The organism is Sphingobium yanoikuyae (assembly GCF_034424525.1).
In the GTDB taxonomy this organism is placed as follows: Bacteria; Pseudomonadota; Alphaproteobacteria; order Sphingomonadales; family Sphingomonadaceae; genus Sphingobium; species Sphingobium yanoikuyae.
Genome location: NZ_CP139979.1, coordinates 2,630,500 through 2,656,450 on the forward strand (window position 1 = coordinate 2,630,500; position 25,951 = coordinate 2,656,450).

At 65.4% G+C, this 25,951-nt stretch carries 25 protein-coding genes and 1 tRNA gene; 12 read left to right on the forward strand and 14 right to left on the reverse strand.

Annotation, left to right across the window (positions count from 1 at the left end; translation table 11 throughout):
• Positions 1–45 precede the first annotated feature (45 nt).
• From U0025_RS12060 to U0025_RS12075, 4 genes are all read right to left on the reverse strand, one after another.
• Positions 46–756 carry a response regulator transcription factor gene (locus tag U0025_RS12060; RefSeq protein WP_004207638.1) on the reverse strand — a complete coding sequence of 237 codons (711 nt, stop codon included), beginning with the start codon at positions 754–756 and terminating at the stop codon, positions 46–48.
• Positions 723–2,147 carry a sensor histidine kinase gene (locus U0025_RS12065; protein WP_175551309.1) on the reverse strand — a complete coding sequence of 475 codons (1,425 nt, stop codon included), beginning with the start codon at positions 2,145–2,147 and terminating at the stop codon, positions 723–725. The genes U0025_RS12060 and U0025_RS12065 overlap by 34 nt, the downstream gene beginning before the upstream one ends.
• Positions 2,148–2,321: 174 nt before the next feature.
• Positions 2,322–2,909 carry a LysR substrate-binding domain-containing protein gene (locus U0025_RS12070; RefSeq protein ID WP_306452531.1) on the reverse strand — a complete coding sequence of 196 codons (588 nt, stop codon included), beginning with the start codon at positions 2,907–2,909 and terminating at the stop codon, positions 2,322–2,324.
• Complete coding sequence (locus U0025_RS12075) at positions 2,839–3,216, reverse strand: LysR family transcriptional regulator (protein WP_004207641.1); 378 nt, start codon at positions 3,214–3,216, stop codon at positions 2,839–2,841. Before U0025_RS12075 ends, U0025_RS12070 begins: the two co-directional genes overlap by 71 nt.
• Before the next feature lie 118 nt (positions 3,217–3,334).
• On the opposite strand from U0025_RS12075, the gene U0025_RS12080 reads away from it, so the two are divergent.
• Both U0025_RS12080 and U0025_RS12085 read left to right on the forward strand, forming a co-directional pair.
• The gene (locus U0025_RS12080) at positions 3,335–4,276 is read left to right on the forward strand and encodes an alpha/beta hydrolase (protein ID WP_004207642.1); all 942 of its coding nucleotides are present in this window, start codon (positions 3,335–3,337) and stop codon (positions 4,274–4,276) included.
• Between the two features lie 65 nt (positions 4,277–4,341).
• Entirely contained in the window at positions 4,342–4,518 is a 177-nt protein-coding gene (locus U0025_RS12085; RefSeq protein WP_004207643.1) for an alpha/beta hydrolase, read from the forward strand.
• Here U0025_RS12085 and U0025_RS12090 read toward each other — a convergent pair.
• The 5 genes from U0025_RS12090 to U0025_RS12110 all read right to left on the reverse strand — a co-directional run bounded on the left by U0025_RS12090 (position 4,515) and on the right by U0025_RS12110 (position 9,351).
• Positions 4,515–5,692, reverse strand: a protein-coding gene (locus tag U0025_RS12090) for an IS3 family transposase (protein ID WP_086012819.1) whose coding sequence is annotated in 2 segments (ribosomal slippage) — positions 4,515–5,428 and positions 5,428–5,692 — 1,179 coding nt in all. Because the reading frame shifts where the segments join, the coding sequence is not laid out codon by codon here. The two genes, U0025_RS12085 and U0025_RS12090, sit on opposite strands and share 4 nt — an antisense overlap.
• 65 nt (positions 5,693–5,757) lie before the next feature.
• Positions 5,758–6,123 carry an Arm DNA-binding domain-containing protein gene (locus U0025_RS12095; RefSeq protein WP_157225179.1) on the reverse strand — a complete coding sequence of 122 codons (366 nt, stop codon included), beginning with the start codon at positions 6,121–6,123 and terminating at the stop codon, positions 5,758–5,760.
• A 278-nt stretch (positions 6,124–6,401) separates the two neighbouring features.
• Positions 6,402–6,477: transfer RNA gene (locus U0025_RS12100), tRNA-Ile, on the reverse strand.
• A 26-nt stretch (positions 6,478–6,503) separates the two neighbouring features.
• Entirely contained in the window at positions 6,504–7,544 is a 1,041-nt protein-coding gene (locus tag U0025_RS12105; protein ID WP_004207646.1) for a polysaccharide deacetylase family protein, read from the reverse strand.
• 73 nt (positions 7,545–7,617) lie between these two features.
• A complete protein-coding gene (locus tag U0025_RS12110) occupies positions 7,618–9,351 on the reverse strand; it encodes a sensor histidine kinase (protein ID WP_004207647.1) in 1,734 nt (577 codons plus the stop codon).
• A 200-nt stretch (positions 9,352–9,551) separates the two neighbouring features.
• On the opposite strand from U0025_RS12110, the gene U0025_RS12115 reads away from it, so the two are divergent.
• Positions 9,552–10,025, forward strand: a complete 474-nt coding sequence (locus tag U0025_RS12115; RefSeq protein ID WP_004207648.1) for an Lrp/AsnC family transcriptional regulator — start codon at positions 9,552–9,554, stop codon at positions 10,023–10,025.
• 95 nt (positions 10,026–10,120) lie between these two features.
• Here U0025_RS12115 and U0025_RS12120 read toward each other — a convergent pair whose 3' ends face one another.
• Positions 10,121–11,398, reverse strand: coding sequence for a tetratricopeptide repeat protein (locus U0025_RS12120; protein ID WP_004207649.1), 1,278 nt, complete (start codon positions 11,396–11,398; stop codon positions 10,121–10,123).
• 106 nt (positions 11,399–11,504) lie between these two features.
• Positions 11,505–12,776, reverse strand: coding sequence for a YfgM family protein (locus U0025_RS12125; protein ID WP_004207650.1), 1,272 nt, complete (start codon positions 12,774–12,776; stop codon positions 11,505–11,507).
• Between the two features lie 276 nt (positions 12,777–13,052).
• Here U0025_RS12125 and gyrA point away from each other — a divergent pair, with 276 nt between their 5' ends.
• Positions 13,053–15,788, forward strand: a complete 2,736-nt coding sequence (gyrA, locus tag U0025_RS12130; RefSeq protein WP_004207651.1) for a DNA gyrase subunit A — start codon at positions 13,053–13,055, stop codon at positions 15,786–15,788.
• Positions 15,785–16,132, forward strand: coding sequence for a DUF952 domain-containing protein (locus tag U0025_RS12135; RefSeq protein ID WP_004207652.1), 348 nt, complete (start codon positions 15,785–15,787; stop codon positions 16,130–16,132). The genes gyrA and U0025_RS12135 overlap by 4 nt, the downstream gene beginning before the upstream one ends.
• A gap of 44 nt (positions 16,133–16,176) precedes the next feature.
• Here U0025_RS12135 and U0025_RS12140 read toward each other — a convergent pair whose 3' ends face one another.
• On the reverse strand, positions 16,177–17,292 hold the full coding sequence (locus U0025_RS12140; protein ID WP_004207653.1) for a glycosyltransferase family protein: 1,116 nt from the start codon (positions 17,290–17,292) through the stop codon (positions 16,177–16,179).
• Between the two features lie 65 nt (positions 17,293–17,357).
• Between U0025_RS12140 and U0025_RS12145 the strand changes: the two genes are divergently transcribed.
• The 7 genes from U0025_RS12145 to U0025_RS12175 all read left to right on the forward strand — a co-directional run bounded on the left by U0025_RS12145 (position 17,358) and on the right by U0025_RS12175 (position 23,773).
• Entirely contained in the window at positions 17,358–18,209 is an 852-nt protein-coding gene (locus U0025_RS12145; protein ID WP_004207654.1) for a lysophospholipid acyltransferase family protein, read from the forward strand.
• A gap of 38 nt (positions 18,210–18,247) precedes the next feature.
• Complete coding sequence (locus U0025_RS12150) at positions 18,248–18,892, forward strand: phosphoribosylanthranilate isomerase (protein WP_004207655.1); 645 nt, start codon at positions 18,248–18,250, stop codon at positions 18,890–18,892.
• A gap of 96 nt (positions 18,893–18,988) precedes the next feature.
• Positions 18,989–20,230, forward strand: a complete 1,242-nt coding sequence (gene trpB / locus U0025_RS12155) for a tryptophan synthase subunit beta (RefSeq protein ID WP_004207656.1) — start codon at positions 18,989–18,991, stop codon at positions 20,228–20,230.
• Between the two features lie 2 nt (positions 20,231–20,232).
• The gene (trpA, locus tag U0025_RS12160; RefSeq protein ID WP_004207657.1) at positions 20,233–21,051 is read left to right on the forward strand and encodes a tryptophan synthase subunit alpha; all 819 of its coding nucleotides are present in this window, start codon (positions 20,233–20,235) and stop codon (positions 21,049–21,051) included.
• The gene (gene accD / locus U0025_RS12165; protein ID WP_004207658.1) at positions 21,048–21,896 is read left to right on the forward strand and encodes an acetyl-CoA carboxylase, carboxyltransferase subunit beta; all 849 of its coding nucleotides are present in this window, start codon (positions 21,048–21,050) and stop codon (positions 21,894–21,896) included. Before trpA ends, accD begins: the two co-directional genes overlap by 4 nt.
• 33 nt (positions 21,897–21,929) lie before the next feature.
• Positions 21,930–23,264: a bifunctional folylpolyglutamate synthase/dihydrofolate synthase gene (locus U0025_RS12170; protein ID WP_004207659.1), complete on the forward strand. Its 1,335-nt coding sequence runs from the start codon at positions 21,930–21,932 to the stop codon at positions 23,262–23,264.
• Between the two features lie 68 nt (positions 23,265–23,332).
• Positions 23,333–23,773, forward strand: a complete 441-nt coding sequence (locus U0025_RS12175; protein WP_004207660.1) for a DUF6628 family protein — start codon at positions 23,333–23,335, stop codon at positions 23,771–23,773.
• On the opposite strand, the gene U0025_RS12180 is transcribed toward U0025_RS12175, so the two are convergent.
• Both U0025_RS12180 and U0025_RS12185 read right to left on the reverse strand, forming a co-directional pair.
• The gene (locus U0025_RS12180) at positions 23,770–24,525 is read right to left on the reverse strand and encodes a tetratricopeptide repeat protein (protein WP_004207661.1); all 756 of its coding nucleotides are present in this window, start codon (positions 24,523–24,525) and stop codon (positions 23,770–23,772) included. The two genes, U0025_RS12175 and U0025_RS12180, sit on opposite strands and share 4 nt — an antisense overlap.
• Positions 24,522–25,856 (reverse strand): AmpG family muropeptide MFS transporter, encoded by a 1,335-nt coding sequence (locus tag U0025_RS12185; protein ID WP_004207662.1) that lies wholly within the window; start codon positions 25,854–25,856, stop codon positions 24,522–24,524. Before U0025_RS12185 ends, U0025_RS12180 begins: the two co-directional genes overlap by 4 nt.
• Positions 25,857–25,951 lie beyond the last annotated feature (95 nt).

The following is a 25,951-nucleotide window of genomic DNA, read 5'->3' on the forward strand; positions in this document are numbered from 1 at the left end:
TCTGAGAGCGTCCTGAGCGCTTCATGAGATCCCTCTCAATATCGCTCATGCTTTGGTCCCATGCCGCAGCATGAAACCGACCCCACGCACCGTCAGCAGGTCGGGCGCGCAGGCGTGCGCGGCCAGGCGCTTGCGCAAATAGCCGACATAGACGTCGACGCTGTTTTCCGTGACGTCGGCGTCGGTGCCCCACGCCATGTCCAATATCTGGCTGCGTGATACCACCTGTCCAGCCTGACGGGTCAGGCACAACAGCAGGTCGAACTCGCGCCGGCTGCAATCGAGCGGCTTCCTCTCGATCTGCGCCGTCCGGGCACGAATGTCGATCGCCAGCGATCCCAGCGACAGGCGCTCGGCATCGCGGCCTTCGCGACGTCGAACCATGACCGCCAGCCGCGCCAGCAATTCCTCGAAGGAAAAAGGCTTGGTCAGATAATCATCGGCGCCGCAGCGAAACCCCTCCAGCTTCTCGTCCAGGCTGGCACGCGCGGTCAGCATGCAGATCGGCAGATCGACCCCGTCCCGCCGCACCTCACGGCACAGGTCGGCGCCATCCATGTCGGGTAGGCCAAGGTCCAGGATCGCAGCATGGAACAGACCGGATGCCAGTCGTGGACGGGCCCGCCGTCCCGATGTCTGCCATTCGACCATATAGCCTTCGGCCATCAATCCGCGATGGACGAAACGGCCGATGCCCGGATCATCTTCCACCAGCAGGATGTTCATGACACCACCGGCAAGGTCAGCGACACGCACAGGCCCTCCCTCATGCGGTGATTGGCAGCGTCCAGATGGCCGCCATGCCGATCCGCGATCCATCGCGCGAGCGCAAGCCCGAGCCCGGTGCCGCCCCGGCTGCGTCCGACATCCGCCTGGAAATAGGGATCGAAAATCCTGGCCAGATCGGCCTCCGCTACGCCCGGACCATCGTCGCTGATCGCGATGCGCGCGCGATCGCCGTACGATCGCATATCCAGCCGGATCATGCCCTCGGGCGGCGAGAATTTTATGCCATTATCGATGATGGCAACGAGGGCCTGGCGCAATCGATCAGGATCGCCGACGATCGGCACCGCATCGCTTGCCGCTTCAAGTTGAAGCCCGATACCACTTGATCGGGCGAAGGGGGCCACCATGGCATGGGCCTCGCGCAGCACGAGGGCAAGGTCGATCGGCCGGGGCGCGACCGACAAGGCGCCGTCTTCCGCCTGGGCCAGCGCCAGCAGGTCGTCCAGCCGCCGATGGAGGAACTGGCCGCTGTCGACGATATGGACCAGCGCATCCTCCAGTGCAGCGCGATTCTCCGGCCGGCGCAGCGCCACTTCTGCTTCACCGCGCATCACGGTGACGGGCGTGCGCAGTTCATGGCTGACCTTGGACAGGAACAGCCGACGCCGGCCATCGATATCGCGCAGCCGTTGATTGGCCTGTTCCAGGGCCGTCGTGCGGGTGGCCACCTGCGTCTCGATCGCTTCCGCCATATCGTTGAACTGGGCGGCCAGATGCTGTAGTTCGTGCAGCCCCTGCAGCCGAACGCGTGCAGGGCCCCGTTCTGCCCTGAGCCTGTCTGTGCCATCGATGAGCGCAGCGATGGGCGCCACGATGCCGCGCCACAGCAGCCAGCCGGTTGCGCCACACAGCAGCAGGATGAAAAGCGCCACGCTGCCAATCAGCCAGCCGCTCCAGCGCTGCGCCTGCGCGATCGATTGCGCGGCCTCCCGCGCCTCCCCCTGTTCCCGGACGGCGATGTCATGCGACAGAGCGCGTGCCGCCCTCCATCCCGCTCGATCGGAATTGCCTATGATCCCGGCGAGTTCTAGCGCCCTTGCCCATTCATGGGTTTGCTGGGCCTGACTTTCCGCGTCGGTTTCGATCAGGTGCCGTTCGTTTTCAATACTGCCCAGATAGGCTCGCATGCCGACTGCAATGGCCTGATCCATGGCAACATGCTGTGACCGATCGGCCAGTTGCCGGGCGACGATGTCCGCCTCCAGCCGGGTGACCAGCAGCGCCTGATGCTGGGCCATTTCGATCCGCGAAAGCAACCGAGCGGCGAGCCTGTGATGCCAGATAGATGTCGCGATCAGCACAGCGAGCGACAATATCAGCGCCAATGCGCCCGCGACCATCGCCTTCCTGAAGCTCACCGGCACCTCCCCGATGCGCTGTCATCCGCACCTGCATGGATGCCGAACATAATGGGCCAGGCCGCGCGGTTGGATCATACTTTGGTCCAATAAGGTTTTCCTGACCCAGGCCGGACGCTCAGTTCCTAATTTTCGCGGACCGGAAGCAGACATTCCGTTTAGTCGCATGGGCGCCTAATCACGATAGCGCACGGCTTCGACAAACAGCTTGAAAGCGGCGGAGGCATGCCGCCGGTTGGGATAATAAAGCTGATAGCCCGGCAGGTCGGGCGTGAACTTGCCCAGAACCTGGATCAGTCGCCCGGCATCAAGATCATCCTGGACCTGATCGGTCGGCAGATAGGCGAGACCGTGACCATCGAGCGCCGCAGCACGGACGAGTTCAATCGTCGTCAGCACCAGCGGTCCGCCGACGCGCACCTTCGCCTCCCGCCCGCCGCGCATCAGACGCCAGCCCAGGGGCACCCGAGAACCGGGCAAGCCCAGATTGATGGCGCGATGATCGACAAGGCCGGCCGGAGACGCCGGCGCGCTTCGTCCGGCGAAATAGGCGGGCGCGCCGACGATCGCCATTGGCACATCCGCGCTGATGCGAACCGCAATCATGTCCTTGGCGATCTCGCCGCCCAACCGAACACCGGCGTCGAACCGATCGGCCACCACATCCGCGAGCGCATAGTCGATCGTCAGTTCAACCGTGACATCCGGATTTTTCAGGGAGCAGCTTGCGCATCGCTGGCAGAAGGATCGTCTTGGCGGCATGCTCCACCGTCGTCACGCGGATCGTGCCCGATGGCCGATCCCGCAAATCCCCCAGCGACGCAATGGCGCCGTCCAGATCATGCAACATTGGCCCCAGCGTGGCGATCAACCGTTCCCCCGCCTCTGTCGGGGCGACGCTGCGCGTGGTGCGGGACAGGAGGCGCATCCCAAGCCGCTCCTCGATCTTGCGCACGATCTGGCTGAGCCCCGATTGCGCCATGCCCAGGCGTGCGGCCGCCTTGGTGAAGCTGCGTTCTTCCGCAACGATCACGAATGCCGCCAGATCAGCGATCTCATCGCGCCTCATTCATCACTCCAGTGATAGGACCAAGCAGTATTACCTGTCTAATCCACGCAATCGGCAGGGTCTATATCTCCCTTATCGGCAGACGGTCCCCCGTCGCCAGCCCTGAGGAGACCGAGACATGAGCAAGATCAGCTTCGCCAATTCGAACAACCCGTCGATAGCCATGTCGGCCGTCATCAACCTGCCCGAAGGCTTTGATGCAACCCGGCGCTATCCGGCGATCGTCGTTTCGCATCCGGGCGGCGGGGTGAAGGAGCAGACGGCCGGCACCTATGCCCGCAAGCTGGCGGAGCAGGGCTTCGTCACGATCGCCTTCGACCGCTCCTATCAGGGCGAAAGCGGTGGCGATATTCGTCAGCTGGAAAATCCCCATATCAGCACCGAGGATGTAAGCGCGGTCATCGATCATCTGACGACGCTGCCCTATGTCGACCGGGACCAGATCGGCGCGATGGGCATCTGTGCGGGCGCCGGCTATACGGCCAATGCCGCGATCCAGGATCGCCGGATCAAGGCGATCGGTACGGTCAGCGCGGTCAATATCGGTTCCATGTTCCGCAATGGCTGGGACAATATGGTCAAATCGATCGACGCGCTGCCCTATGTCGAGGCGGGCTCGAACGCCCGCACCGCCGACGCCGAGGGCAAGGGCCATGCGACCATGCCGCTGGCACCGATGAACGAAGCGGACGCGCCGAACGAGGAGCTTCGTCAGGCCTGGGAATATTATCATACTCCGCGCGCCGAATATCCGACCGCGCCCGGCTTTGCGACGCTGCGCAGCCTGAACCAGATCATCACCTATGATGCCTATCACATGGCCGATGTTTATCTAACCCAGCCGATCCAGATCGTCGCCGGCAGCATGGCGGGCTCGAAGTGGATGAGCGATGATCTCTATGATCGCGCGGCCAGCACCGACAAGGCATTCCATGTCGTCGAGGGCGCCAATCATATGGATCTCTATGATGGCGAAGCCTTTGTCGACGAGGCCGTGTCCGTCCTCGCCCCGTTCTTCACGGCCAAGCTGACGGCCGCCGTGAGCGAACCCGCCGAGTAATCGAGCAAGCAGGCGCCGGGAGCATTGCGCTCCTGGCATCCACTGTCTTTCCCGAGGAAATGATCATGGAAAGCGTTCAGATCCGGAACCGCGACATGGCATGGCACATCGCCGCCAACATACTGTTCCCGCCGAATTTCGATGCCGCAAAGAGCTGGCCGGCAATCATCGCCGTCCACCCGTTCGGCAGCTGCAAGGAGCAGATGATCTGCCCCCACCGAGTGGACCGATTGGTTTGTTAGTGCATTAAGCTCATCGCCGCCATATCCGGACGGAGGTGGAGCGAAGCGGAACCGGAGGCCGGATATGGCGGTGTCGCCGTTTCTGGTGCCGGTGGCCGATAGCCAAGACTGCTGTGCGGGCGGACGGTGTTGTAATGCCGCCGCCAGGCTTCGATCAGCACCCTGGCCTCGGCGAGGCTGTAGAAGATTTCACCATTGAGCAGTTCGTCGCGCAGCGACCCATTGAAGCTTTCATTATAGCCATTCTCCCATGGCGATCCCGGCGCGATGTAGAGCGTCTTCACGCCGATCTGCCGCAGCCATTGCTGGACGGCATTGGCGATAAATTCGGCGCCATTATCTGACCGTATATGTGCAGGCGGGCCGCGCGAGATGAACAGGTCCGCCAAGGCCGCCAGCACATCCTCATGTTTGAGCTGTCGCGCAACGATAAGCGCCAGACATTCCCTGCTGGCCTCGTCGATGATCGTCAGGATGCGGAACTTGCGGCCGTCATGCGTGCGCCCCTCGACGAAGTCGTAGGCCCACACATGCCCAGGATACTCAGGCCGCAGGCGGATGCATGATCCGTCGTTGAGCCATAGACGCCCGCGTTTGGGCTGGCGCTGCGGCACCTTGAGCCCTTCGCGCCGCCATATCCGCTCGACCCGTTTATGGTTCACCGTCCACCCCGCATGGCGCAGCAACGCCGTGACCCGGCGGTAGCCGTAACGACCATATTGCTTTGCCAAGGCGATGATGTCCTCCGTCAGCGCCTGTTCGTCATCCGCCCCACGCGGCACTTTACGCTGTGTCGATCGATGCTGCCCCAGAACCCGGCATATCCGTCGCTCGGATAGCCGGACTGGCAGATCCCGTCGTATATGATCGATGCAGCGCCGTCGCCGCGCGGGGCTCAGAAGTTTCCCCGTGCAGCTTCCTGCAATATCAGCTTGTCCAGCGTCAGGTCCGAGATCGCCCGGCGCAGCCGTTGGTTTTCCTTCTCCAGATCCTTCATCCGCCGTGCCTGGTCGGTCTTCAGCCCGCCATATTCCTTGCGCCAGCGATAATAGGTCTGCTCGCTGACCCCGATCCGACGGCAGGCTTCGGCGGTCGAAGCCCCCTGCGCCAGCACAATCTCAACTTCACGCAGCTTGCCGATGATCTCTTCCGGCTTGTGCTTCTTGCTCGGCATTCAATGTCCCTTTCGCGGTCCAGACTATCATAGTCTCTGGGCCACTCAGCGGGGGGCAGATCACATCATGGGAGGGTCAGCGCAAAGTCGCCCACGCGCGGCCTCACGATCATGCTCCAATTCCCGATCGCGAACATCGGGCGCATTGCCAGTGGTGGCAGCGAGCGAGGATAGGCGATCTTCGACAAGGCGGACAGTTTCGACGCGATCATCCGGGTCTTGCCCGGGCGCACGATGGCCCGGGCCGCGTCGCGCTGGTCGCGCGCGTCTGCTAGCGTGACATCGGGGAACAGCCCGAAGGTCAGCCGCTTCTGTTTGCCGGCAAATCGATTTGAAACGCCAGGACTTCGCCCCTTTCGTGGAGACGAACAGGTGCAGGCCGGCGGAATCAGCGAGCTATAGTCCCGCTCCCCCGGTCTGGCGTTCTTCACTTCGGCGACGGTCAGAGCAACGATGCCCCCACTTTGAAATCCGATGCCCCCACCAATGTCCCCGCATGGGGTGCGCTAGAGCGTTTTCTAATCAGGTGGAACACCTGATGACTCGGAAAACGCGTTAAACCAAAAACTTAGAGCAACCGATCTGACGCAGTCGGATCGGAATTTGCTCTAGAGCGAGATAGAGTGAGACAAAGTGTAATTCGAGTGCGCCGGAATAGACGGGGCGCGGAGTCTCAATGAGAACAAATGGCTAACATGATCGGAAAATCTGGTGGGCCCGGCAGGACTCGAACCCGCAACCTAGCCGTTATGAGCGGCCAGCTCTAACCATTGAGCTACAGGCCCCACCTTGAACGCGGCGATAAGGAGCATCAGGCGGCTTGGCAAGCCTTCGCGCGCGCCGGAATAGCGTCCAGCAACTGATCCAGGCCGACCGCCGTCACGCCGCGCCGCGCCAGATGGCTCAGCACCCTATCCCACCAGCCGTAAAAGGCGGTGCGATCGGCCTCGTCACGGACATAGGGCGTGTGCCCCGGCTCCAGCGTGGGCGAATGGAAACTGAAATTGAGGACGCGCACGCCTTCCTCGATCAGTGCATCGATCGCCGTCGTCGCTTCGGCTGCGGTGATGCCCTCGGGCGTCAGCGGCACGCGCGAGAGCATCCGCGCCCGCGCCAGCGCACCGGCCAGCGGCCCCATCGCCTGGGTCGCGCGATAAAGCCCCTCGCCTCCGCCCCGTAACAGGCCGGTGATCGCGGTCGACAGCGGCAATTCGACCAGGCTGCGGGTCGGCCCCGCCCAATAGGGATTTTGCGGCAGGCCATGGAAATCGGGGCCATGCTGATGGCTGTAATCGAACCGGCTGCGCACCGAGGTATCGAGGCGAAAGCCCGCCGCCTCCAGCAGCCGCGCACTATTGGGGCCGACGCCATAGCGCCCCGCCCGATAGGCAATCGGCCGCCGACCGAAGCGATCCTCGATCCGGCGGCACAGCGCCTCCAGCTTTGCCGCCTCCACCGCCTCGGGCAGCGAACCGACATAGGAATTGGCGGCATTCACATCCTCGACATGGGGCGGATTGACCCAGGGGTGGAGATGCGCGCCGACATCGGCCTCGCCCGCTGCCACCCACGCCCCCATCATCCCGGCGGCGGCATCGCTGTCCACCACCGGATAGTCGGTCACATAGACGGGCTTCACCCCGGCCGCCGCAAAATAGGCCTGGCCGCGTGCCATGCCGGCCAACGCCGTCACGCCATGGCCTTCCCGACGGAAGGGCGCATTCCAGTCGAATTCCTCCTCGGTATCGACGAACAGCATGAAGCGGGTGCCGAACGCGGCCGGAAGCGCAATCATGTCCTCGGGCAGCGGCGCCCGAAGCAGATTGCCGTCATGATGATGAGCTGATTGCATCGCCCTTCCCTATCCCGCAATGGTTGCGATAGGGTTTCGTTCCGGTCAAGCCCGCGCCCGACCAGCCCGAAAATCAGCCATTGCCAACGACATCCTCTTCCATCCCGTCGACCGGGATGCGCAGCAGGAAACGGTCCGGGCCGACATCCAGGCTGCCGCCGCAACCCGCCGCCAGGCTGCGGATCAGACGCAGCGAGAAGCCCAGCCCCAGCAACGGCCCGTCCGCCCAGTCGCCCTCGGGCGTGTAGCCCGGATCAAGCAGATGCGCCTCGTCCATGCCGCTCAGCGTCGACGGGCGATCGATCGCCAGCACCACCTTGCCCGACGCGCCATCGGGCTGGAACCAGCAGGCGCCGGTCACCGCCTCGCCCTCGGGCGCGACCGAAATCAGCGTGCGCAGCAGATGTTGCACCATGCGCTCGCCCTGCACCGGATCGATGCTGATCTGCGGCAGATCCTGCGACACGGCGATTTCGATCGGCGTCACCGCCCGGCCATCCTGATCGCGGAAACGGGCCGCGACCTGCATCACCAGCAGCGCCGGATCGATCGTCTGCGGCGCACCGATGCCGTCGCCCCGCGATACCTTGGCGGCCAGATCCAGATCGTCGAACGCCGCCAGCAGATGGCGCGCATCGACCGCGATATTGCCGGCCATCTCGCGATATTCGACGCCGGCCGCGCCGAACAATTCCTGTTCGATAATCTCGGCAAAGCCCAGGATCGCGTTCAGCGGCGTGCGCAGTTCATGCACCAGCTGGCGCAGCGAATCCGCCGACAGGCCGGCAATCGTCACCGGGCCGGACGGCGTCGTCGCCACTTCGTGCAGATAGGGGCGCCGTGCCTGGCCGCGATAGCCCTGGAACCGACCGGACCGCGGATCGAAGAAGGGGGTTGCCGACAGGCGCCATTCGCCTGCCATCATCCCGCCGATGATGGTGAAACGGCCATTCTGGAAGCCGCTGCGACGCTGGAAGGCGCCCGCGACATGGCCATCGGGACCGCTTGCCCCTTCCAGCGCAATTTCGCCGAGCGACAGGCCGACCAGCGCGGCACGCGGCCCCTGGTCGACCCAGACCAGCACGCCGGTCGAATCCGTCTCGAACGCGAAGAAATGCGGCTGTTCGGCGCGCAGCGCGGGCTGCGTCACCGGCGCGACGATGATGTCCTGCGGCGGCGTCTCTTCGGGCGGACGCCGGGTACTGGTGAAGCGCGCAATGCGGTCGACCAGGTTGCGGATCTGGTCGGGGCCGGGTTCAGCCACCGGCTGCGGCGCCACTTCCGGCTCGACGACGGGCTCGGCCGCGAGCGCCATGTCCGCGGTCAGCAGCATGTCGGCTTCACGGACGCTCGTGCCGCTAGTCAGCACCAGGTCCGTCGGGCCGAAGGCTTCGAGCCCCTGCCGCGTTTCGGGGCCGATGTCGCGACGGCCGCGCAGCACACCGCGCGCCGTGGGGCTGAGATGCGGCAGCAGTGCGGCCCACAGCGGATCGGACAGGCGGGCGCGTGCCATAGCCGCGCCGGCGATCGCCGGACGGTCACCGGCAAAGAAGCGGATCAGGCTGGCCGAACGCAGCCGGCCGCCCAGTTCGACGACGGTCGCGATTCGCTGCATTTCAGACAGTTGCGGCCGCAACTGGGCCAATCGGCCGAGCAGAGCCTCGCGATCGGGTGCGTCCATGGGGGGACGATCATAACGATCATGCTGCGCCAGCAGGTCGACACATTGCCGCCACAGCGTCACCGCGCCCACGCCGCTGCGATCGTCGGCAGCCAGCACGGTTTGCATGATGTCGTTGAAGCGCAACCAAAGTCCCCATATTCAAGCGGTAACAGGCGGCATGCCCGCATCGCTGTTCGTTACATCCTAACCGATAAGCAGTCCTTACCCAAAGCGAAAGCGTGTTTTCGACGCACAATATGAGCGTCGCATAGTGGGACAATTGCATTGCGCTGAAATATTATTATGATGCGCCCGCAGTAACAGGTAAGGAAATAATCAATCTGATGGCGGGGCCCAATATCGACGACATCGACCTGCAGATCCTGGGCGAATTGCAGGACAATGGCAGGATGACCAATGTGGATCTGGCGCGGAAGGTCGGGCTGACCGCACCGCCGTGCCTGCGCCGCGTCCGTGCGCTGGAGGAAGCCGGCGCCATCACCGCCTATCATGCCGTGGTCGATCCGGCGATGCTCGGCTATACCATCACCGTGTTCGCGATGGTCAGCCTCAAGAGCCAGGCCGAGGCCGATCTGAAGGCGTTCCAGGACCATGTCGACGCCCTGCCAGAAGTGCGCGAATGCCATATGCTGAACGGCGAAATCGACTTCATCCTGAAGGTGGTCGCGCGCGACCTGCAGAGCTTCCAGCAATTCCTGACGTCGAAGCTGACGCCGGCGCCCAATGTGGTGAGCGTCAAGACGTCGCTGACGATCCGCACGTCGAAGAATCTGCCCGGCGTCCCGCTGCCGGTCTGATCCGGTCAGCCCGCGACAGCCGGCACGCAGGCACAACGAAAAAGGGCCGGCCCCGCGGGGGGACCGGCCCTTTTGCATATCATGTCGCGCCGCGATCAGCTGGCGGTCTGCGCCGTGCCCTGCTGCGCCGACTTGCGATGCTGCAGATCGACCCACACCGACCAGAAGCCGGCGACATTGCTCCAATTGCCGCTGGTCACCTGGGCCAGCGTGGTCTTGCCACCGGCCAGATCGCCCGAACGGGCCAGCGCGATGCCCAGGCGCGCATTGGCATGGCCCTGATCGACCCCGCCCTTGCTCAGCGCCAGCCGATACTGCTCCACCGCCTGCGGATATTGACCGAGCGAGAAATAGCCGTCGGCCGCATTCAGCGCCGCCTTGCCATCGCTCGCCGCCGCCGCCTTCTTCGCCAGCGCGGGCATGGCGGCAATATCCTTGGTCGCCTTGGGCGTCACCGCCTTCAGCAGCTGCGCCGTGGTCGCCTGGCTGGTGGTCAGCTTGCCGGCCGAACGGCCCGCCTCGATGATCGCCTTGGCTTCGGCAAAATTGCCGGTCTTCTCGGCCAGCTGGGCATAGGTCTGGTAATCGCGCTCGCTCGCCATCGCGCCATTGGCAGCCTGCAGGCGATAGAGGTCGAGTTGGACCTGCGGGTCGCTTTCCTGGCCGGCCAGATAGTTGGTCAGCGCCGAACGCCATTCAGGGGTCGACGGATAGACCTCCAGCCGCTCGCGATAGAGGCTGCTCACCTCATCCCAGTCATTGGTCTGATAGGCCATGGAGATAGCGCGGTCATACCAGGCGGCCGGGATCGGCTGACCCGATGCCTTCTGCTGCGCCAGCGCCTCCTGCACATAGGTGCGGGCTTCCTTGGACTTGTTCTTGCGCATCGCGATATCGGCGCGCAGCATGGTGGCGTCGATGCCCGAATAGCCCAGCGTCTTGGCATAATCGAGCTGCGCCACCGCATCGGTATAGTTCGCGACCATGTAGGACAGATAGCCGGCGATGAAGCGCAGGCGCGGCGCGTCCGCCTTGGGCACCGAACTGGTCTTGAACATGTCGGTCAGCGCGATCCGCTGGGCCTGGATGTCCCGGCGCAGCACCGCCACCTCGAAACGCAGGCCGGCCGCAGCATAGGCTTCCATGTCGGTGGTCGGGTTGAGCGACGCGATGCGCAGATTGGCGGTCGACGCGTCACGCGCCTTGATCGCGGTTTCGGCGGCCTGCACATCGGCGCGGAAGGCGTCCGACATCTCGATCGGCGGCCCTGCCACCACGATCTTCTTCTTGGCCGCAGCCGGCGTCGCCAGCATGGCGCCGGCCAGCACCACCGGCAGTCCGATAGTCAGAAAAACAGGATTCCGCTTGGCCATGACAGGCCTCCCCCACTGCAATATCCCGGCCCCCGGCCGGTCATTCAAAAAAATATAGGCGCACAGACCGCCGAACCAGCGACGATCTGCGCGCCTTATACTAGATTCAGGCCTTGGTGCCCAGATAGGTCAGCCACAGATCGGCGATCTGCTTGCGCGCACCGCCCTGGACTGCCTCGAACGCCGACTTGGCGCCGGCATTGTCGCCACCCATAGTCTTGGCAATGCCCAGGCGGGTGTTGATCTCGTCGGCGTCGACGCCACCCTTCTGCTTGGCCAGTTCGAACATCGCCGCCGCCTTGGCATAGTCGCCATAGCCCAGATAGGCGTCGCCGGTCGCAGCCGCGACCTTGCCATTGGCGGCCTTGCCGGCATCCGCTTCGGCGGCACCCAGCGACGACTTGTCGCCCGGAATGCGGCCCACGGCGGCCTGATAGATGTCGCCCGCCTGGCTGGCGTTCAGCACGCCCTTGGCGCGACCGGCGTCGATCGTCGACTTGACCTCGCCATAGATACCCGTCTTCGACGCCATTTCGGCCAGTTCGGTGAAGTCGGCAGCGACCACCAGCCCCTTGGCCGCCGACATCAGGCGCAGCACGTCCAGATTTTCGCGGTTGGTGATGTTCGGGTTCGCCTGCTGGAACAGACGGATCAGCGTGCGCAGATTTTCACCGCTCGGATTGGCGGCATAGGCCCACTTGGCCCAGTCGGTGACTTCCGGCAGGCGCGCGGCAGCCGCACGGCTGACGCCGATCTGATACCATTGCGCCGGCACGGGCTGGCCCGACGCCTTGGTCGCATCAGCCGCCGCCTTCAGCGCGGCGAGGCCCTGCTGGTTGAAGCCACGCGCCGGTTCGGCCGAGGCGTTGCCGGTGCCGGCCTTGCCGAAATACGCCTGCGCAATGGTCGGGTTGACCTGCTCCGCCTTGTAACCGGCGGCCAGCGCCGCCTGACCGCGCGAAATGGCGACGTCGTAATTCTTCTGGGCAAGAGCCGCGTCGGCCGCCACCATGTTGAACTGGCCGGTCTGCTCGGGCGGCGTCAGGCCGCTGTCGAGCATCTGGTTGAGACCTTCCATCTTCAGCGCGTCATCCTTGCTCTGGATGCCGGTGTTCAGCTTGATCGCGCCGATCTGATACTTGTCATCGTTCGACGCCGCCTTGCCGTCGGCCTCGGTCAGCGCCGTCTTGGCACCGGCGAAATCCTGGGCATCGGACGCCTTCTGGGCAGCCTGCAGCGACTTGAGCACTTCGGGCGACACGTTCAGCTTGCGGCCGGCCGGCTTTTCTTCCTTCTTCGCGGCGGAGGCGGGAGCCGAAACGGCGCCGCCGGTCAGCGCCAGAGCCAGCGCGAGCGACAGCGGGGTAACAAAACGCATGATCCTCATCTCCTTTTCGCGCCTGACAGGGGGACCACAGGCGACATCCGGGTTGAACGCCGATTAGGGGTCGGCGCGTGAACGGGCTTTGAACAAGCCTATATCCGCGCATTTTGCAACTGTCATGCTGCCGCTTCGTTCCGCTTTTCTTCACGCCCGCCAATCACCGCCTTGGCTGCACATGCGGGCGCGCGGGCGCGCGCGAGGGGTGACAGATTTGTTTCGCTCGGCTAGTGCAATGGGAACGCATCACACCCATCCAAAAAGAGAATCGCCTTGACCGACGAGACCGTCCTCGCCGACCCTTCGGACATCAGCCCCATCAGCATCGTTGATGAGATGAAGTCGAGCTATCTCGACTATGCCATGTCCGTGATCGTCTCCCGCGCCCTGCCGGACGTGCGCGACGGCCTGAAGCCGGTGCATCGCCGCATTCTCTTCTCGGCCCAGGAATCGGGCTTCGTCTACAACCGTCCCTATCGCAAGTCGGCCCGTCTGGTCGGTGAAGTCATGGGTAAATATCACCCCCATGGCGACAGCTCGATCTACGACGCATTGGCCCGCATGACCCAGGACTGGTCGATGCGCGTGCCGCTGATCGACGGCCAGGGAAACTTCGGCTCGATGGACCCCGATCCGCCAGCCGCCATGCGTTACACCGAAGCGCGCCTGGCCAAGGTCGCGACCGCGCTGCTGGACGATCTCGACAAGGACACCGTCGACTTCACGCCCAACTATGACGCGTCGGAAAGCGAGCCGCAGGTGCTGCCCGCCCGCTTCCCCAACCTGCTGGTCAACGGCGCCGGCGGCATCGCCGTCGGCATGGCAACCAACATTCCGCCGCATAACCTCGGCGAAGTGCTGCGCGCCTGCCTTGCCTATATCGAAAACCCGGCGATCTCGACCGACGAACTGATCCAGATCGTCCCCGGCCCCGATTTCCCGACCGCGCCGCTGATCCTGGGCCAGTCGGGCGCCCGCAACGCCTATCATACCGGTCGCGGCTCGATCCTGATGCGCGCCCGGCACGAGGTGGAGGAAGGCCGCGGCGACCGCCGCTCGATCGTCCTCACCTCCATCCCCTATCAGGTCGGCAAGAGCGGCCTGGTCGAAAAGATCGCCGAAGCCGCCAAGGACAAGCGGATCGAGGGCATCAGCGACATTCGTGACGAATCGAGCCGCGAAGGCGTGCGCATCGTCATGGACCTGAAGCGCGACGCCACCCCGGACGTCGTCCTCAACCAGCTGTGGCGCAACACCCCGGCCCAGTCGAGCTTCCCCGCCAACATGCTGGCGATCCGTGGCGGCCGCCCGGAACTGCTGGGCCTGCGCGAGATCATCGAAGCCTTCGTCAAGTTCCGCGAAGAGGTCATCACCCGCCGCACCAAGTTCGAGCTGAACAAGGCGCGCGACCGCGCCCATATCTTGCTCGGCCTGGTGGTCGCGGTCACCAACCTCGACGAGGTGGTGAAGATCATCCGCAGCTCGGCCAGCCCGGCTGCCGCCCGCGAATCACTGCTGGCGCGCGAATGGCCGATCGGCGAGATCGCGCCCTATCTCGCCCTGGTCGAGGCGATCGAGACCGAAGTCAGCGGCGAGAGCTACAAGCTCAGCGACGTGCAGGTCCGCGCCATCCTCGACCTGCGCCTCCACCGCCTGACCGCGCTCGGCCGTGACGAAATCGGCAAGGAACTGGCCGAACTGGCCGAAGCCATCGCCGAATATCTCGCCATCCTGGGTGACCGGGTGAAGCTCTACGCCGTGATGCGCGAAGAGTTCGAAGCGATCGAGAGCGAATTCGCCACGCCGCGCGTGTCGGTCATCGCCCCTGCCGCCGACGGCATCGATGACGAGGATCTGATCGAGCGCGAGGAGATGGTCGTCACCGTCACCGTGCAGGGCTATATCAAGCGCACCCCGCTGGAGAGCTTCCGCGCCCAGGGCCGTGGCGGCAAGGGCCGTTCGGGCATGGCGACCAAGGATGAGGATGCCGTCACCGAATTGTTCGTCACCTCGACGCACACGCCGGTGCTGTTCTTCTCGACCGCCGGCAAGGTCTATCGCCTCAAGGTCTGGCGCCTGCCCGAGGGCGGCCCCGCCACCCGCGGCCGGCCGATGATCAACCTGCTGCCGCTGGCACCGGGCGAAACCATCCAGACCGTGCTGCCTCTGCCAGAGGACGAGGAAAGCTGGAAGGAACTGCACGTCATGTTCGCCACCGCGAACGGTACCGTGCGCCGCAACAGCATGGACGCCTTCGCCAATGTGCCCAGCAACGGCAAGCTCGCCATGCGCTTCGATGAAGGCAGCGACGATCGCCTGATCGGCGTTGCGCTGCTGACCGAAGAGGATGACGTGCTGCTCGCCACCCGCCAGGGCCGCGCGATCCGCTTCGCCGCCACCGACGTGCGCGAATTCCAGAGCCGCACCTCGACCGGCGTGCGCGGCATGACGCTGAAGGATGGCGATGAGGTCATCTCGCTCTCGATCCTCAAGGGCTTCGACGCGACCACCGAGGAACGCGACGACTATCTGCGCGCCGCGCCGTGGAAGGAAAATGAAGCGACCCCGGCGATCAACAGCGCCGAACGCATGGCCGCCTTTGCGCAAGCGGAGCAGTTCATCCTGACCGTCTGCGCCAATGGCTATGGCAAGATCAGTTCGGCCTATGATTATCGCCGCACCGGTCGCGGTGGCCAGGGCATCACCAATATCGACAATATCGCCCGCAACGGCCTGGTCGTCGGCAGCTTCCCGGTCGCGCATGAGGATCATCTGATGCTCGTCACCGATCAGGCCAAGCTGATCCGCATGGGCCTGTCGTCGATGCGCGTCATCGGCCGCAACTCGGCCGGCGTGCGCCTGTTCAACGTCGCCAAGGACGAGCATGTCGTTTCCACGGCCCGGATCGAGGACGGCGAAGACGACAATGCCGAGGCTACGACCGAAGGCACCGTCGAAGTCGCGCCCGAAACCGCCCCGGAAACCGGCAGCGAGGGTCGCGAGGCGTGAGCGAGCTGTTCGCCTACAAGATCCTGACCGCCGAGCAATATGACCAGTTCAAGGCCGACGGCGTGTTCAAGGGTGCGCCGATCGACCTGCAGGACGGCTATATCCACATGTCCACGCGCGATCAGGCGGCCGAAACGGCGGCCAAGCATTTCGCGGGACAGGATCGGCTGGTGATGCTGATGATCGACCTCGCCCCCTTTGGCGAGGCGATCAAATGGGAAGTGTCGCGCGGCGGCGCACTCTTCCCCCATCTCTATGGCGACCTGCCGATCAGCGCCGTCGCCGGCAAGGTGATCCTGCGCCTCGACGAGGCCGGCAATCATTTGTTCCCGGCCGGGTTCTGATCCATTCCCCTTCCTTCCCGAGCCAGCCTCGGGGAGGAAGGGAACTACCCCCGCCCCATCTCCACCACCCGGCCACGCACAACGCGATAGGTCCAGCCGCCCCAACTGATGCGATTGGATGTGGCAGCCTGTAGCTGCACCGCCAGATGCGCCCAGCAGACGGCAAAGGGCGTCACCATGTCCCACCAGAGCGATCGGCGCGCCCGCGCCGCCTGCTCTGGCTCCAGCACGGCCGCCAATATCCGCCGCCGCGCCGCCGCCCGGCCCCAGGCCGCGCCATAGCCGATCGCGATCGCCGGCCAGCTGCCCCAGCCCAGCGCCCACAGCCAGAAGCCCGATTGCAGCGCGACGGCACCGGTCGCCACCGCCCACATGCGCGGACTGTTGGTGAGGATATGGCGATATTGACGCACCCCAAAATTCCAGAGCGCGCCAAGCCCACCATCCAGCGGACTTGCCACCAGCAGGTCGCGCACCGGCCGCATCCGCAGCTTCGCGCGCCATCCAGCCAGGCCGATCGCCATGTCGTCGGACAGGCGCCCGGCCAGCGCCGCGTCGATGTCGATCCGCTCGGCCGCCACCCGCGTCATCGCCATTGCCCCGCCCCAGGGCATGGTGGAACTGGCCGCGCGCGGCAGCGTCGCCAATTGCTGCTCGACCGCGCCGACCAGCGCCGGCATGCCCTGCCCGGCCGGCAGCAGCAGCCGATAGCCTGTCACGATATCGGCCTTGCCCCGCACCAGCGGGAAGAGCAGCCGTCCTGCCAGCCGCACCGGCGGCGCGATATCCGCGTCGATGAAGATCAGATAGCGATCCGCGTCGCGCAACGCCTTGAGCGCCGCCCGCAGCTTGTGGACCTTCTGCCCCTCGTCGCTGGCCACGCCGGCGCGCACGATCTGCACCCAATCCGGCTCGGCGATCGCCAGCGCCTCCGCCGCCACACAGATCCCCGACGTCGCCAGCAGCAACCGGAACGGCGCACTCTGCGCCTTCAGCCGGGTGACAAGTTCGCTGTCACCTTCCCAGTCATCGCGCACCGACAGGATCATGACCGCGCCGCCGGGCGCCTCCTCCTGCCGGTCCGTCGGCAGATGGCGCCAATAATTGACCACGCCCATCAGGCTCAGCGCCTGGAGCAGCAGCCACAGCGCCAGCATCATCGTCACCACCAGCCCCCTTCGCGGCTCTTTACCGCCTCAACGGCTCCTGTATGACGGGCAGGACCATGCTCTCCAACCCCTTTCTCTTCACCCTGCTCCGTCTGCTTCCCGCCAGCCTCGCCTCCTGGCTGGGTGGCTGGCTGTCGGCGCATGTCGCCCGTCCGCGGATGAAGCTGCGCGACGCCCGCGCCCGCGCCAATCTGGCGCTGCTGCGGCCCGACCTGCCGCAAGCGGAACGCGAAGCGATCCTGACCCGGCGTTGGGTGAATGTCGGCCGCACGCTCGCCGAACTGGCCAATATCGACCGGCTGGTGAATGCCGACCATGTGACCGTCATCGACCAGCCAGCCTATCAGGCGGTGCTGGACGGTCCCGGCCCGATGATCGCCTTCACCTGCCATATCGGCAATTGGGATCTGCTCGCCGCCCATATCAAATGGTCGACCGACCGACCGGGCCTTGGCGTCTATGAAGATCCCGAAGACCCTCGGATCGCCGCCCAGCTCAAGAAGGCGCGATCCAGCTATATGGGCGAGGCGATCGGCGGCGATGGCGCGGCACGCGGCGTGCTCAAGCATCTGACCCAGAAGGATCGCGCCACCCTCTATATCCTGGCTGACGAACGACGCGACCGGCAGGTCTGGTTCCCGACCTTCGGCCGCGCGCTCGAACCATCGGGCAACCTCTCGATCGCCCTGCGCCTCGCACGCAAGGTCGGGGCGCAATTCCTGCCTTTCTATCTGGTCCGCACCAGCGGCCCGCATTTCGCGCTGCACTGGCATCCGCCGCTCGATCCCCGGACGATGAGCGATGCGGAGATCGTCGCTGTCCTCGATCGCTTCCTGGGCCAGGCTTGCATCGACCATGCCGATCAGTGGCTGGCGCTGCACGACATGGACCTGACCCAGCCTGTCTGAATGTGACTTCCCTTCCCTTACGGTCTAAAGGCCCGCCCATGTCCCGAATCGCGATCAAGATCTGCGGCCTGTCGACGCCGGAGACGGTGGGCGCCGCCGTGCGCGCCGGGGCGAGCCATGTCGGCTTCGTCCATTTCCCCAAAAGCCCGCGTCATGTCGAACCCGACCAGATGCGCGCGCTCGCTGCGGCCGTTCCGGCCCATGTCGATCGCGTCGCCGTGGTCGTCGATGCCGATGACGAACAGCTTGCCCGCCTGACCGGCACCGGTGCGCTCAGCGCCCTGCAACTCCATGGCAAGGAAAGCCCGGAGCGGGTTGCCGCTATCCGCCAGCGTTTCAGCCTGCCGGTGTGGAAGGCGATTTCGGTAAAGACCCGCGCCGATATCGACGCTGCCCAGGCCTATGCCGGCACGGTCGACCGGCTGCTGTTCGACGCGAAGACGCCCGATGGCGCGGCGTTGCCGGGCGGCATGGGCCTGCGCTTCGACTGGACCTTGCTACGCGGCGTCGCCATGCCCGCCCCCTGGGGCCTGTCAGGTGGCCTTGGCATCGACAATGTGTGCGATGCGATCCGCCTGACCGACACGCCGCTGATCGACGTTTCTTCGGGCGTCGAGGATGCACCGGGCATCAAGAGTGTGGACAAGATCATGGCCTTCTGCAAAGCGGTGTCGGCATGTTGACGCTGAACGCCCCTGCCATGCGCATCGAAGGACGATGGCGCTGATCGCTTCCTGACCACAAGCGAACGCCCATCATTTGTCCCCGGAAAGATATTCATGACCGACACCATCACCCTGCCCAACAGCCTCCGCAGCCAGCCGGATGACAATGGCCATTTCGGCGCCTTTGGCGGCCGCTATGTCGCCGAGACGCTGATGCCGCTGATCCTGGAGCTGGAAAAGGTCTACAAGGCGGCCAAGGCCGATCCCGAATTTCACGCCGAATATGCCGAGCTGCTGCGCTCCTATGTCGGCCGCCCCAACCCGCTTTATTATGCCGAGCGGCTGACCGAAGCGCTGCGCGCCAAGGCCGAGCCGGGCAAGGGTGCCAAGATCTACCTCAAGCGCGAGGAACTCAATCACACCGGCGCGCACAAGATCAACAATTGCATCGGCCAGGCGCTGCTTGCCCGCCGCATGGGCAAGAAGAAGGTCATCGCCGAAACCGGCGCGGGCCAGCACGGCGTCGCCACCGCGACCGTCGCCGCCCTGTTCGGCATGGAATGCAAGATCTTCATGGGCGCCAAGGATGTCGAGCGGCAGAAGCCCAACGTCTTCCGCATGAAGCTGCTCGGCGCGGAGGTGATCCCGGTCCATTCCGGCTCCTCGACGCTCAAGGATTCGATGAACGACGCCCTGCGCTACTGGGTGTCGAACGTCCATGACACTTTCTACATCATCGGCACCGCCGCTGGCCCGCACCCCTATCCGGAGTTGGTGCGCGATTTTCAGTCGATCATCGGCAAGGAAATCCGTTCGCAGATCATGGAGGCCGAAGGCCGCCTGCCCGACATGCTGATCGCCCCGGTCGGCGGCGGCTCCAACGCCATCGGCATGTTCCACCCCTTCCTTGACGATCCCGAAGTCGCGATGATCGGCGTGGAAGCGGCCGGCGAAGGCCTCGACAAGAAGCATGCCGCCTCGCTAGCTGGCGGCGCATCGGGCATCCTGCACGGCAACCGCACCTATCTGCTCCAGGACGAGGACGGCCAGATCACCGAAGCACACAGCATTTCGGCTGGCCTGGACTATCCCGGCATCGGCCCGGAACATAGCTGGCTGCACGAGATCGGCCGGGTCAAATATCTGCCGATCAAGGATGACGAGGCGCTGGAAAGCTTCCAGACCCTCTCGCGCCTCGAAGGCATCATCCCCGCGCTCGAATCCGCCCATGCCGTGGCCGCCGCCGAACAGGTCGCGCCGACGCTGGACGCGGACAAGATCATCGTCGTCAATCTGTCGGGCCGGGGGGACAAGGATATCTTCACCGTCGCCGACGCGCTGGGAGTGGAGATGTGAGCATGACCGACCGTCTCGCCACCCGCTTCGCCGCCTGCAAGGCGCAGGGCCGCGCCGCGCTCATCACCTTCGTGACCGCCGGTGACCCGGACGTCGCCTCGACCCCTGCCATCCTCGATGCGCTGGTCGCGGGCGGCGCCGACATCATCGAACTGGGCATGCCCTTCACCGATCCGATGGCCGACGGCCCGGCGATCGAACTGGCAAACCTGCGCAGCCTCGGCTCGGGCACCAAGACCAAGGACGTCTTTACCCTGGCCGCTGCTTTCCGCACGCGCCACCCGGAAACGCCGCTGATCCTGATGGGCTATGCCAATCCGATGCTGGCGCGCGGGTCCGACTGGTTCGCCGACCAGTGCCAGGCCGCCGGTGTCGACGGCGTGATCTGCGTCGATATCCCGCCGGAGGAAGATGCCGAACTCGGCCCCGCCCTGCGCACCGTCGGCGTCCACCTCGTCCGCCTGGCCACCCCGACCACGGACGCCGCCCGCCTGCCCGCCGTGCTGAACGGCGCCAGCGGCTTCCTCTACCATGTCGCCGTTGCCGGCATCACCGGCAAGCAGCAGGCGGCACAGGCCAATATCGAAATGGCGGTCGATCGGCTGAAGGCCGCCACCGACCTGCCGATCGCGGTCGGCTTCGGCGTGCGCACGCCCGAACAGGCGGCCGCCATCGGCCGCGTCGCCGATGGCGTGGTGGTCGGTTCGGCGATCGTCGACATCGTCGGCTCGCACGGCGATGCCGCCGCGCCCTTCGTCCAGGAATTCGTCGCGTCGCTCAGCGGCGCCCTCACCACTTCTATCCGGGAGACCGCAGCATGAGCTGGATCAACCGCGTTCGTAACGCCCTGCCCTTCACCAAGAAGGAAACCACCGCCGAAACGCTCTGGCACCAGTGCCCGTCGTGCAAGGAAATGGTCTTCATCAAGGAATGGGAGGAAAATCTCTCGGTCTGCCCGCGCTGCGACCATCATGGCCGCATCGGCCCGTCGGAACGGTTCGAGCAGATCCTCGACGCCGGCTTCATCCTGCTGCCGACGCCCGGCGTGCCGGAAGATCCGCTCAAGTTCCGCGATAGCAAGCGCTATCCGGACCGGATCAAGGCCGCCCGCGCCTCGACCGGGGATCAGGACGCGCTCATCAACGCGCGCGGCGCGATCGACGATGTGCCGCTGGTCATGGGCGTGCAGAATTTCGCCTTCATGGGCGGCTCCATGGGCATGGGCGTGGGCGCGGCCTTCATCCAGGGCATCAACGACGCGATCGCGCATAAATGCCCCTATGTCATCTTCACCGCCGCCGGCGGCGCACGCATGCAGGAAGGCATCCTGTCGCTGATGCAGATGCCGCGCTCCACCGTGGCGATCCAGAAGCTGCACGCGGCCGGCCTGCCCTATATCGTCGTGCTCACCGATCCGACCACCGGCGGCGTCACTGCCAGCTACGCGATGCTGGGCGATATCCAGATTTCGGAGCCCAATGCCCTGATCGGCTTCGCCGGCCAGCGCGTCATCGAAAGCACGATCCGCGAAAAGCTGCCCGAAGGCTTCCAGCGCGCCGAATATCTGCTCGACCATGGCATGCTCGACATGGTGGTCCATCGCAGCGAACTGCGCGACACGCTGGCCCGCGTGATCGGCTATCTGACGCCGCGCGCCGCCGCCTGAGCCTCAAAAGCGCGATAGGGGGATCAGCGCGCCATGGCCGACCATGCCGTTTCGGACGACCCGCAGGTCCAGGCCCAGCTTGACCGGCTCTGGTCGCTGTCCCCCGGCGCCGACATCTTGGGACTGGAGCGGATCACCCGGCTGCTGGAGCGGCTGGATGATCCGCACCATCGCCTGCCGCCAGTCTTTCATGTCGCCGGCACCAACGGCAAGGGGTCGACCTGCGCCTTCCTGCGTGCCGCGCTGGAGGCGGACGGCCGCACCGTTCATGTCTTCACCTCGCCCCATCTGGTCCGCTTCAACGAACGCATCCGCATCGCCGGCAAGCTGATCGACGATGCCATGCTGGCCGCCTATCTCGCCCGCGTGCTGGACGTGGCCGAAGGGATCGGCGCCAGCTTCTTCGAGGTGACGACCGCCGCTGCCTTCCTCGCCTTTGCCGAACATGATGCCGATGCCTGCATCATCGAGGTCGGCCTTGGCGGGCGGCTGGACGCCACCAACGTCATCGTCGATCCGGTCGTCTGCGGCATCGCTCAGCTCGGCATCGATCATCAGGCCTTCCTGGGTGACACGCTGCCGGTCATCGCCGCGGAAAAGGCCGGCATCGCCAAGCCCGGCGCGGCGCTGGTGACGCAGCGTTATGACGCCGCACTCGCCCCGGTGATGCAGGACGCCGCCGATCGTGCCGGTACCCTATGGCTCGCCATGGGCACCGCCTGGGACGCGGCCGTCTATCGCGACCGGGTCCATTATCGCGACGAACAGGGCCATGTCGACGTGCCGATGCCACGCCTGCCTGGCGCGCATCAGGTCCAGAATGTCGCCCTCGCCATCGCCATGCTCCGCCATCAGCAGGCCGTGCCGGTCAGCGAAGCAGCCCTGAAGGCCGCGCCGCTCTGGGCGCACTGGCCCGCCCGGCTGCAACGGCTGGAGCGCGGCCCGCTGCTCGCCGCCCTGCCCGAAGCGGCCGAAGCCTGGCTCGACGGCGGGCATAATGAAGCCGCCGGCCAGGCGATCAGCGCCTTCTTCACCGCCGACCGGTTGCACAGCCGCCAGATCCAGCTCGTCATCGGCATGCTCGCCAACAAGGATATGGACTCCTATCTCGCGCCGTTCGGCGGCCGCATCGCCCATATCCATGCGCTGCCGGTGCCGGGGCATGATCATCATCCGCCCGAACGCTTCGCCGCCATCGCCGCCCGCTGGGGCATAGGCTGCACCGCCCATGACGACCCGGAAGCGGCGATCGCCGCCATCGCACAGGATGCCGCCCAGGCCCAGGATGCGGCACCGATCATCCTGATCGCCGGCTCGCTCTATATGGCCGGAGAGATTTTGCGGTTGAACGGACAATTGCCCGACTGATTTAGACTTGCGAATGCCTCGCAATAGCGTAGCTTGTGTGTCCCCGAGTCACATAAAGGCGCACCCGCATGGCATATGGAGAAAGCTACCCCGTCGAACTGCCCCGGCCCATTCCGGGCGGCTATGGCAATCGGCTGTTCCTGTTCGTCATGCGCCGCATGGCGACGGCCGGGGTCAATGATGCCCATGCCGCCAATGCGATGCTGGGCGCCTTCGGCAAAAGCTATCGCCGGCCCCTGGTACTGATGCGCGCGATGATGCTGGAACTGGCGCGCGCCGCCAGCCGCAAGATATTGGTCGCGCCCTGTTGCTGCGCGCGGATGACGGCGGACGAGGCGGCGATCATGCAGGCGGTGGGCGATGCGCTGCGCGATCCGCATACCGCCTTCGACAATGTCTCGGGGCTGCTGGGCAATGACGACGCCCTGGGCGCGCTCACCTGCTTGCAGGCGGTGGCGCAGGCGCATAGCGACCTTGGCCGGCCGCTGGACCTCTACGCGGCAAATTAAGCCGCCGCCTTGCGCAACTCCGCCAGCTGCTCGCCGGCCCAGCGATACATGTCGGCCTGGGCGGCGCGCTGGGTGCGGTCGAGCCGCCTGGCCCGCTGCTCGACCTCCTCCAATATCTGCCGCGCGCGCAGCCGGTCGCCCTGCGCCAGCAGGAAGGCGGCATAATGGCAGCGCGCCTCCTCGCCGGCATAGCGGCTCATCACATCCTCGAACAGCAGGCGCGCCTGCGCATCCTCACCGATATCGGCCAGCATCCGCGCCCGCAGCAGCGCGCGCCGATCCCATTCGCTGCCCCGGCCAACGTCGGGCACATCGTCCAGCTCCGCCAGCCCCTCGCGGCTGTGCCCCAGCTCGAACAGGGTCTGCGCCAGCTTGACCTGCGTCGTCGCGTCCTGCCCCGGCCCCAGCGCCAGCCCCTTGCGATAGGCCGCCTCCGCCTCGGCAAAGCGGCCCAGGTCCAGCAGCGCATCGCCCAGCGCGATCCGGTTGGCCGCCGTCTCCGCCAGGTCCAGATCAGCCCGCGCCTTGCGCAGGCCGCGTTCGGGATCGACCTTGCCGACCACCTGGCTGCGCGCCGTGCGCAGATGGCGATTGCCCCAATAGGCCGGCAGCACTTCCAGCATCAGATAGGCAAAGCAGCCTGCGAGAGAGAAAAGGAAGATGAACAGCATCCAGATCTGGTTGCGGCCGCTGCGCACGACATCGACCGCACAGATGATCTGGATACAGATGGACGCGACGAGGAAGATCATGCGGCGCTTCCGCTCGCCTTGCCGCCATCAGCAGTCGCCGCCGTGCCGATGCTCGCGTCGATCAGCCCGGCCCGCATCATCAGCCAGAACAGCAGGATGCCCGGCACAGCCAGTGCCGTCGTCAGCAGGTAGAAATCGACATAGCCGAACCGCTCGATCAACGCGCCGGCGGTCGTCCCGGTCAGGAAACGGCCGACGATGCTCGCTGCGGCCGAGATCAGCGCATATTGGGCCGCCGTGAAGCGCAGGTCGCACAGCGCAGAGAAATAGGCGACGACGGTGACGCCGCCGATGCCGCTCGCGAAATTCTCGAAGCCGATCGCCCCGGCCATGCCCCAGTTGCTCTTGCCCAGCGCCGCCAGCGCGGCGAAGCTGAAATTGGACACGCACATCAGCACCAGGCTGATCAGCACCGACCGCTTCATGCCCAGCCGTGCATAGAGGATGCCACCGACGAAGATGCCGATCAGATAGGCCCAGAAGCCGATGCCGACGTCATAGATGGCGATCTCGTCATTGCTGTATCCCATGTCGTCGAACAGCAGGCGGAAGGTCAGGTTGGCGAGCGTGTCGCCGATCTTGTGCAGCAGGATGAAGCAGAGGACCAATACCGCGCCCCGGCGACGGAAAAACTCGACCAGCGGACCGGCGATCGACTGCCACACTTCGCCCATGCCGCGCCGCGCCGCCGCCTCGCGGTGCCGTTCGGGTTCGCCCAGCACCAGCCCGGTCAGCATCGCCGGCAGGGCGAAGACCGCGCAGGCCAGATAGGCGCCATGCCAGCCGATCCGCGCCGCCAGCACCAGCGCCAGCGCGCCGGCCGCCACCGACCCGATCCGCCAGCCATATTGCGACATGCCAGAACCAACGCCCAGTTGCTCGGGCTTCAGCGTCTCGATCCGATAGGCATCGATCACGATGTCGAAGGTCGCACCGGCAGCCCCGACCAGGATCGCGGCATAGGCGGTCTGCAACAGGCCGGTGGTCGGATCGACCAGCGCCAGATTGGCGACCGCGGCCATCACCAGCAGCCCCGTCAGCAACAGCCAGGATACGCGCTGCCCCAACCGGCCGATGATCGGCAGGCGCACGCCATCGACCATCCAGGCCCATAGCCATTTGAGGTTGTAGACGAGGAAGGCGAGCGTGAAGGCGGTCACCGCCTTCTTGTCGATGCCGTCCTGCGCCAGCCGCGTCGTCAGCGTGGCGCCGATCATGGCATAGGGAAATCCGGACGAAACCCCCAGGAAGAAGGCCGCCAGCGGCTCCTTCTGCACATAGGGCTTTACCGCGTCGCTCCAGCTGCGCGTGCCGCCGGCCAATTCCGTCATGATCTGTGATGCCCCCGATGATGCGATCCGGGCGCCACCATATGAGCAAATGCGGCAGAGGCAAGCGGCACGGCCGCCTGCCTGCCCCGGATCAG